8 protein-coding genes are annotated in these 6,495 nt (G+C 66.4%); 7 read left to right on the top strand and 1 reads right to left on the bottom strand.

Annotated features, from left to right (window positions below; all coding sequences use genetic code 11):
• Positions 1 to 223: 223 nt before the first annotated feature.
• Positions 224 to 1,045: an orotidine-5'-phosphate decarboxylase gene (pyrF, locus tag RT688_RS21535; RefSeq protein ID WP_313706882.1), complete on the bottom strand. Its 822-nt coding sequence runs from the start codon at positions 1,043 to 1,045 to the stop codon at positions 224 to 226.
• 148 nt (positions 1,046 to 1,193) lie between these two features.
• Between pyrF and RT688_RS21530 the strand changes: the two genes are divergently transcribed.
• The 7 genes from RT688_RS21530 to RT688_RS21500 all read left to right on the top strand — a co-directional run bounded on the left by RT688_RS21530 (position 1,194) and on the right by RT688_RS21500 (position 6,480).
• Positions 1,194 to 1,805 (top strand): LemA family protein, encoded by a 612-nt coding sequence (locus RT688_RS21530; protein WP_313706884.1) that lies wholly within the window; start codon positions 1,194 to 1,196, stop codon positions 1,803 to 1,805.
• Between the two features lie 12 nt (positions 1,806 to 1,817).
• Positions 1,818 to 2,636 carry a YgcG family protein gene (locus tag RT688_RS21525; RefSeq protein WP_313706881.1) on the top strand — a complete coding sequence of 273 codons (819 nt, stop codon included), beginning with the start codon at positions 1,818 to 1,820 and terminating at the stop codon, positions 2,634 to 2,636.
• Between the two features lie 53 nt (positions 2,637 to 2,689).
• A complete protein-coding gene (locus RT688_RS21520) occupies positions 2,690 to 3,172 on the top strand; it encodes a TPM domain-containing protein (RefSeq protein ID WP_313706883.1) in 483 nt (160 codons plus the stop codon).
• A gap of 205 nt (positions 3,173 to 3,377) precedes the next feature.
• Complete coding sequence (locus tag RT688_RS21515; protein WP_313706880.1) at positions 3,378 to 4,142, top strand: 3-oxoacyl-ACP reductase family protein; 765 nt, start codon at positions 3,378 to 3,380, stop codon at positions 4,140 to 4,142.
• A gap of 614 nt (positions 4,143 to 4,756) precedes the next feature.
• Complete coding sequence (locus tag RT688_RS21510; RefSeq protein ID WP_313706879.1) at positions 4,757 to 5,068, top strand: hypothetical protein; 312 nt, start codon at positions 4,757 to 4,759, stop codon at positions 5,066 to 5,068.
• Positions 5,069 to 5,157: 89 nt separating this feature from the next.
• Positions 5,158 to 5,556, top strand: coding sequence for a VanZ family protein (locus tag RT688_RS21505; RefSeq protein ID WP_313706878.1), 399 nt, complete (start codon positions 5,158 to 5,160; stop codon positions 5,554 to 5,556).
• Positions 5,557 to 5,718: 162 nt separating this feature from the next.
• Positions 5,719 to 6,480, top strand: a complete 762-nt coding sequence (locus tag RT688_RS21500) for a hypothetical protein (protein WP_313706877.1) — start codon at positions 5,719 to 5,721, stop codon at positions 6,478 to 6,480.
• Positions 6,481 to 6,495: the final 15 nt, after the last annotated feature.

The following is a 6,495-nucleotide window of genomic DNA, read 5'->3' as shown; positions in this document are numbered from 1 at the left end:
CTGCCCTGTTAATGGTCCGCACGATCCGCGTGGGCTCGAGAGCCCACCCTACGGGATGCGTTCCAGGCGAGTCATACGAAACCCTGGTGGAGCTCGCCGATAGCGTCTCCCGTAGGGTGGGCTCTCGAGCCCACGCGGATTCGACACACCGATAACGCACCAGGCAACAGCCCCACGTCCGTCAGCATGGGCCAACGGCGTAATGCCGTCGACCCATCCGTCATCACCCCCGATACCGATTGATCTCGTCGCGCGTCTCCTGCGCCACGCGCCTTGCCGCCGCCGCGAAATCCTCGCTCCCTTGCGGCGCCGCGTACAGGATCGCGCGCGAGGAATTGATCATCATCCCGGCCCCGTTCGCGGTCCGTCCCGAACGCACGGTCGCCGCCACGTCGCCGCCCTGGGCGCCGACGCCCGGCACCAGGAGCGGCATGTCGCCGACCAGCGCGCGCACCTGGGCCAGCTCTTCCGGGAAGGTCGCGCCCACCACCAGCGCGCATTGCCCGTTGCGGTTCCACTTCTCGGCCACCAGGCGCGCCACGTGCTGGTACAGCGGCTGGCCGCCGACGTCGAGGAACTGCAGGTCCGAGCCGCCCGCGTTCGAGGTGCGGCACAGCACGATCACGCCGCGGTCCGCCCACTCCATGTAGGGCTCGACCGAATCGAAACCCATGTAGGGATTGACCGTCACCGCGTCCGCGCCGTAGCGGTCGAAGGCTTCGCGCGCATACTGGCGGGCGGTGGCGCCGATGTCGCCGCGCTTGGCGTCGAGGATCAGCGGGATGTGCGGATAGTTCTCGCGCAGGTAGCGGCAGATCTCTTCGAGCTGGTCTTCCGCGCCGAGCGCGGCGAAATATGCGATCTGGGGCTTGAAGGCGCAGGCCAGGTCGGCGGTGGCGTCGATGATCGCCTTGCAGAAGCGGACAATGCCGTCCGGCGCATCCTTCAGGTGCGCGGGAAAGCGCGCCAGGTCGGGGTCCAGCCCCACGCACAGCAGCGAATCGTTGCGGGTCCAGGCTGCGGTTAGCTTGTTAATGAAATTCACGTCGGGCCCCTTGTAACAGTGTCATTGCAAACCCAATATTGTACCTGTCGCCCGCGGCGCGGTCGCCTTCGGACGCGGCCGTGCGACTGGCAAATATGGTCTTGGGGTATATTTTATTCATTCGACAACTCGTATGGACAAGAACATGATGACGTCTTCCCTCTTCTCGCGCTGGGCCCGCATCCTGGCCGGCGCCCTGCTGGCCGGCTCGCTGCTCTCGGGCTGCGGCTACAACGAATTCCAGACCAAGGACGAGGCCACCAAGGCGGCCTGGGGCGAAGTCGTCAACCAGTACCAGCGCCGCGCCGACCTGATCCCGAACCTGGTGAACACGGTCAAGGGCTATGCCTCGCACGAACGCGAGACCCTGGAAGCGGTCACGCGGGCGCGCGCCGCCGCGACCAGCTTCCAGATCACCCCGGAAGTGCTGAACAATCCGGAAGCCTTCCAGAAGTTCCAGCAGGTGCAGGGCGAACTCTCGGGCGCGCTGTCGCGCCTGATGGCCGTGTCCGAGAAATATCCCGACCTGAAGGCCGACACCAGCTTCCGCGACCTGCAGTCGCAACTGGAAGGCACCGAGAACCGGATCACGGTGGCGCGCCAGCGCTACATCGCCGCGGTCCAGGACTATAACGTTACCGTGCGCAAGTTCCCGACCAACCTGACGGCCATGATGTTCGGCTACGAAGCCAAGCCCTCGTTCACGGTCGAGAACGAAAAAGCGATCTCGACCGCGCCGACGGTCGACTTCGGCAAATAAGGCTGCTACGCGATGACCATCCTGCGCACCCTGTGGCTGTTTGTGCTGGCCTGCACGCTGGCCGGGCCGGCCCAGGCGCAGCTCAAGGAAGTGCCGCCCCTGGCCGGCCATGTGACCGACGAGGCCGGCATGCTCGACGCCGACCAGCACCAGCGCCTGGAAGCCGTGCTCGCCGACTACGAGGCGAAAACCGGCAGCCAGATCGCCGTGCTGCTGGTGAAGTCGACCGAGCCGGAAGCGATCGAGCAGTTCGGCATCCGCGTGGCGGACGCCTGGAAGCTGGGCCGCAAGGGCGTGGACGACGGCGTGCTGCTGCTGGTCGCGCGCGACAACCCGAGCTCGCTGCGGCGCCTGCGCATCGAGGCCGGGCGCGGGGTGCAGGGCGTGCTGACCGACGCCCAATCCAAGCGCATCCTGCAGGACACGATCGCGCCGCACTTTCGGCAAAACCATTACTACGAGGGCTTGGTCGCCGGCGTCGGCGCCATCGCCACCCTGCTGAACCAGGAGCAGTTCCCGGCGCCGGCCCGGCAGCCGGCGCCGGTCGGGAACACTGACGATGGCGGCGGATTTGGCATGTTCGGCATCCTGATGCTGGTGTTCGGCTTCATGCTGGTGCGCTCGATGTTCCGCCCGCGCCGCACGCGCCTGTCGCGCGGCGGCTGGGGCAGCGGCGCCACCGGCTTCATCCTCGGCAACATCATCGGCAACATGAGCCGTGGCGGCGGTGGCGGCTTCGGCGGCTTTTCGGGCGGCGGTGGTTTTGGCGGCGGCGGCTTTTCGGGCGGCGGCGGCAGCTTCGACGGCGGCGGCGCTTCGGGAGACTGGTAATGACACAAGGAACGCAAACATCCCACGCCTCGTTCGGCGAACGCTTGAAACGCGTGTTGCGCCACTGGCAAAGCACGCAGGCCGCCGCGCGCCGCGCTTTTCCCGACGACACCCTCACCGCCGTGGCCGAAGCCATCACCGCCGGCGAGCGCACCCACCGCGGCGAAGTACGCTTCATCGTCGAGAAGGCCCTGCCCACCGACGAGATCTGGGACGGCGTGACCAACCGCCAGCGCGCCCTGGCCTTGTTCGCCGACTACGGCGTCTGGGACACCGAGGACAATTGCGGCGTGCTGATCTACGTGAACCTGGCGGACCACAAGGTCGACATCGTGGCCGACCGCGGCATCGACCGCAGGATCGACGCCGCCACCTGGCAAGGCGTGTGCCGCACCATGACCGAGGGCTTCCGGCGCGGCGATTTCCACCAGGCCGCGCTGGCCGCGATCGAGCAGGTCAATTCGCTGCTGCGCGAACACTTCCCGGCCAACGGCGAGCGGCCCAACGAACTGCCCGACAATCCCATCATGATCTGAGGCGCCGCAACGACACCGAGTCCAAGAAAGCCGCTACCGGCATCCTTGCCATCGGTTCGTACTCAGCACGGTAAGCTGTGAGCCATCGCAAGGATTGATTGTTGAATCGAAGCATAGGCCGCGCCGTCCCTGTCATCGGCACAATGCTGCTCGCCCGGCACGGGAGGTACAATCGAGGCCTCTCAAAAACGACCTGATTCCGCCCATGAAACTTGCCAACAAGACCGCCCTCGTGACCGGCGCCAGCCAGGGCATCGGCCTGGCCTGCGCCCAGCGCCTGGTGCGCGAAGGCGCGCGCGTGATGCTGGCCGACGTGCGCCCGGAAGGCGCGGCCGCGGCCGCGGCCCTGGGCGACGCCGCCCGCTTCTTTTGTGCCGACGTCAGCCAGAAGTCCGACGTTGACGCCCTGGTCGCCGCCACCATCGAGGCCTTCGGCCGGATCGACATCCTGGTCAACAACGCCGGCGTGACCCATGCCGCCGACTTCCTCGATCTGACCGAAGAAGATTTCGACCGCGTGCTGCGCATCAACCTGAAGTCGATGTTCCTGTGCAGCCAGGCGGCGGCGCGCGACATGGTCAAGCGCAACAGCGGCTGCATCATCAACATGTCGAGCGTGAACGCGGAACTGGTGATCCCGAACCAGGTGCCCTACGTGGTGTCCAAGGGTGGCGTCAACCAGCTGACCCGCGTGGCCGCGATCAGCCTGGCGCAGCACGGCATCCGCGTGAACGCGATCGGCCCCGGCACCATCCTTACCGACCTGGCCAAGCAGGCCGTGCTGGGCAGTCCGGAAGCGCGCCACACCATCCTCTCGCGCACCCCGCTGGGCCGTTGCGGCGAACCCGAGGAAGTGGCCGCGATCGCCGCCTTCCTCGCCAGCGACGACGCTTCCTACATCACCGGCCAGACCCTGTACGCCGACGGCGGCCGCATGCCGCTGAACTATACGGTGCCGGTGCGCGACTGATCGTTTTACGGGAACAGGTGGTGCAAGCGCACAATATTCACGCTTCGCATGTCAGGTATCTGTATTTGCAATTAGACATATATATCGCAACGCAGCATAATGCACCTGTCTCCACTATTCTCCTCCAAGAAAATAGTTTTAAGCCCGCGCAAACAGCGGGCTTTTTTTTGCCCCTATCGTCTGTCCTCTCTCAAACAACCGGTTCGCGTAATACCGATAACGCAGCATCCGTGCTCGACCATTCGTCTAGCGGACCGTTCAGTTCATTGTGCCGTTCCTTGCGCTGTGTCATGTCCGCGTCACAAACCCTGCCTATACTGAATTCATCTGCGGTACACGCAACCGATATGCGTGATTGCAGACAGGTGTGGGGCGCTCCGCGCGTCGCACACCCACCGAACATCGTCTCTTGGCCCGATCTTGGGTTTGCCCGCCACTTCTCTCCTGGCGGGCATTTTTTTTATGTGCATCTGCAAGGAAAGTCTCGGCCGGGGCCTTGCACACCGTGGGCATTTGACTATGATGAAGTTCGCACGTGTTGTCAGTGCGCTTCGCGCGGATTGTATTTGGCGACACACGATGCCATGCCAACCAGACAGAAGGGAGCCGGACCGATGAGTTTTAACCATCCTGACAAGCACACCCCGCAGCCTTCCTCCAGCCGCCGTTGCCATGACGGCGCCGACAACCTGATTCTCCGCGAACTGAACCCGCTGGTCGTGATCGACCACCTGGACGGCGAGCAGGCACCGCTGACCCTCCTGACCTTCGGCAGCGTGCGCGAAATCTGCCCCAAGTGCGGGCGTTGCAACCTGAAACTCGTGTTGCGCCAGACCGCGGTGCGCATGGCCCACCTGTTCTGCGCCGAGTGCGAAAGCTGCTTCGACGCGCAGTACGCCAACGGCGAGCCCGCGCTGAGCATCTGAGCCGCTCTGCCCCGTTACCGTCCAGCGGCGATCGTGCGGATGCGCGGTCGCGGGCATGGTATGGTTGACATTTTGCCAGCTTGTCGACCATGCCTCCCGTCCTGTACCTCCTGCTTCTCGACCCACGCCTGCGCACCTTGCGCTATGGCTGTGCGATCGCGATGTTCGCCGCGATCGTCGTCGCCGGCTCGATTCCCGGCGCCCGCGCCGACGTCGGCCGCTATGCGTCCGGGCTGGTCCTGCACTCGACCGCCTATGCGACCCTGGCGCTGCTGTGGTTCACGGCAGGACGCGGCAGCGCCGCCGCGCGCAGCCTCTCGAGCGTGGCCGCGATCGCCGTGATGGGCGCCATCGACGAACTGGTCCAGAGCTTCTTTCCCTACCGCGGCGCCGACGTGCACGACTGGCTGGTCGACTGCGGCGCCGCCATCGTCACCTGCGCGATCCTGTGGATGGTCCTGCCCAGGGCCGAGCTGGAACGCGGCTGAGCCGCCGGCAACACCTGAGTTGCGCCCCTTCTCGTATGGCTTGATTTGGCTCAGTGCCAACCCGGGTCAGCTGGAACGTCGTGCCCGTTTGCGCCTCTTACCCGAGTGGCAGACGACATCGTCACGCATACCCACTGACAAAATCCAACGAAGGAGTCGATCATGAAGCAAAAACAACAGAGCGTGGTCCTGGCGGGCTTGCTGGCCATAGCGCTTGGCCTGGCCGGCTGTTCCAGCATGGGCATGGGCGGCGGCGGCGAAGGCGCCAGCGGCAGCTCGACCGGCGGAGCAACGGGCAGCGGCACCGGCGGCATGTCGGGCACAGGAGAAGGCACCGGCACGAGCGGCTCGGGAGGCTGGGGCGGCGGCACGTCGGGTTCCTCGGGCTCCTCGGGTACGTCCGGCACCTCGGGCTCGTCCGGCACCTCGGGCACCTCGGGCAGCGGCTACGACCAATCCGGCTCCTCGGGCAGCTCCGGCACCAGCGGCACCAGCGGTACCTCGAGCAGCTCCGGCACCTCGGGCAGCGGCGAGGACCAGTCCAGCACCTCGGGCAGCTCGGGCACCGGCGCCACCGGCAGCATGGGCGAAGGCGGCGCGGCCGGCGCCACCACCGAGTCCGCCACCGGCGGCGCCCAGGGCAGCACCAGCGCCGGCAGCGCCACCGCGGCGAGCGCCAGCCCGAACGCCACCGTCGTCTCGATCGAAACCGTGCCGCGGCCGGCCAGCGGCATCAGCGGCGCTGGCGCCGTGGGCGCCGCGGCGGTCGGCGGCAGCGCGGGCGGCTCGATGAGCTCCGACCGCGTCTACCGCGTTACCCTGCGCATGGACGACGGCAGCACCGAGATCGTCACCCAGGAGACCACCCCCGCCTTTCGCAGCGGCGACCGCGTAACCATCAGCGGCGGCGCGATCCAGCACTGAGGAGGCATGGCGCAG

Origin of the sequence: Massilia sp., from assembly GCF_032106685.1 — a bacterium.
Taxonomy (GTDB): domain Bacteria; phylum Pseudomonadota; class Gammaproteobacteria; order Burkholderiales; family Burkholderiaceae_D; genus Telluria.
This window is presented reverse-complemented; position numbering and strand designations above follow the sequence as displayed.

Bases quoted from the DNA above. Each gene is read 5' to 3' on its own strand.
- RT688_RS21510 (WP_313706879.1), top strand. From the start codon at position 4,757: ATGAGTTTTAACCATCCTGACAAGCACACCCCGCAGCCTTCCTCCAGC.
- RT688_RS21525 (WP_313706881.1), top strand. From the start codon at position 1,818: ATGACCATCCTGCGCACCCTGTGGCTGTTTGTGCTGGCCTGCACGCTG.
- RT688_RS21500 (WP_313706877.1), top strand. From the start codon at position 5,719: ATGAAGCAAAAACAACAGAGCGTGGTCCTGGCGGGCTTGCTGGCCATA.
- RT688_RS21530 (WP_313706884.1), top strand. From the start codon at position 1,194: ATGACGTCTTCCCTCTTCTCGCGCTGGGCCCGCATCCTGGCCGGCGCC.
- RT688_RS21515 (WP_313706880.1), top strand. From the start codon at position 3,378: ATGAAACTTGCCAACAAGACCGCCCTCGTGACCGGCGCCAGCCAGGGC.
- RT688_RS21505 (WP_313706878.1), top strand. From the start codon at position 5,158: ATGCCTCCCGTCCTGTACCTCCTGCTTCTCGACCCACGCCTGCGCACC.